At 33.1% G+C, this 1,656-nt stretch carries 1 protein-coding gene; it reads left to right on the top strand.

What is annotated here, in order from left to right; translation table 11 throughout:
- Window positions 1-1,291, top strand: a 1,291-nt coding sequence (locus tag ACFILW_RS09635) for a type ISP restriction/modification enzyme (protein WP_375685703.1), incomplete at its 5' end; no start/stop codon positions are given.
- Window positions 1,292-1,656 lie beyond the last annotated feature (365 nt).

Genomic DNA, 1,656 nt, shown 5'->3' on the forward strand with positions numbered 1-1,656 from the left:
AGGTGATAAGAAACCTCATAGTAAAAAACTGTTTGAGATTTATTCTTGTGGTCTAAAAACCAATCGTGATGCTTGGGCATACAATGCAAGCAATGAAACTCTCGCGAAGAATATGAGTAATATGATTACTTTCTACAATAGTGAAGTGGAGCGTTTTAATGGTGTTTATACACATGATAACGGTAAAACACGTACTAAAACTGTAGATAATTTTGTTAATGCCGATGAAAGCAAAATTAGTTGGAGTATTAATCTTAAGAAACATTTAACTAAAGGAAAGATTTTTGAATTTGAAGATACATGCCTTATTCAAAGCCTATATCGTCCTTTTACACAACAATGGCTCTATTACAATCGTGCCTTTAATGAAATGGTTGCCCAAATTCCATGTATATTTCCAATGGGGCAAGCGGTTGAAAATAGAGTAATACAAATTACAGGTACGGGAGCAAAGAAAGATTTTTCTGTTATTATGACTAAGAATGTGCCTGAATTTCAAGTGATGGAGAATAGTCAATGCTTTCCAAGATATATCTATGAAGATGCTACGGTTTCAAAAAGTAAAAGTGAGAAACAAACCCTTTTATTTACAGACTCTATAGAGGAAAACAAAACTGTTGGTTTACAGAGGCATGATGCCATAACTGATGAAGGATTAGCACATTTTAAAGCAGCTTATCCTAATGAAAAAATCACTAAGGATGATCTATTCTATTATGTTTACGGTATACTTCATTCGGAAGATTATCGTGCCCGTTATGCTGATAACCTCTCTAAAGAATTGCCTCGTATCCCGTGTGTAAAGAGTGCTGATGACTTTTGGAAATTTGTAACAGCAGGACGTGAACTAGGTCATTTGCACGTGAATTATGAAGATGTAGAGCCTTATCCCGTGATCTTTAAAAAGGGTAATCCAAAACAGACAGAAATCTCTAATCTCGAAAAATTCTATTATGTGACTGAAATGAAATTCGCAAAAATTAAGAATAGTAAGGAAAAGGATAAATCGACTGTTATTTACAATAGCAATATTACCATAACAGATATCCCTCTTGAAGCTTATGAGTATATCGTCAATGGCAAGCCTGCTCTTGAATGGGTTATGGGGCGTCAATGCGTTAAGACTGATAAAAAGAGTGGTATTGTCAATGATGCCAATCGCTATGCTGTTGAAACCGTTGGCAACCCTGCCTACCCTCTAGAGTTATTTCAGAGGGTTATTACCATAAGTTTAGAGACAATGAAAATCGTTAAGAACCTACCAAAACTAGAGATTAGAGAAACTGAATAACTTATAAAGCATGCTCACATAATGGGCATGCCAATCTTATTAAATCCGCTTATGTATTAGTTTAAATAACAGTCTATTTTATCATCTGTTATGAGATAAACTAAGATAGGAAATAATTACGTTATCAAGATCTCTTTAATGGACTTTTGTAAATTCTTTAAACGTATCATCTTGTGAGTTGATTACCTATAATCTTAAAAGGAATAATTTATCATGCGTTATTCTAAAAAGAAACCATTTGCATTTTTAGATACTCTTATTTGGATTGCTTTAAGACTTTTAAGAAATCCACTCTTAAATAGAATTAGATTTTTTTACATTGCCTTTAAAAGATTATACCGTAATCTAAAATGATAGCTTTATTG

The organism is Bartonella sp. TT110JLCBS, assembly GCF_042193405.1.
In the GTDB taxonomy this organism is placed as follows: domain Bacteria; phylum Pseudomonadota; class Alphaproteobacteria; order Rhizobiales; family Rhizobiaceae; genus Bartonella.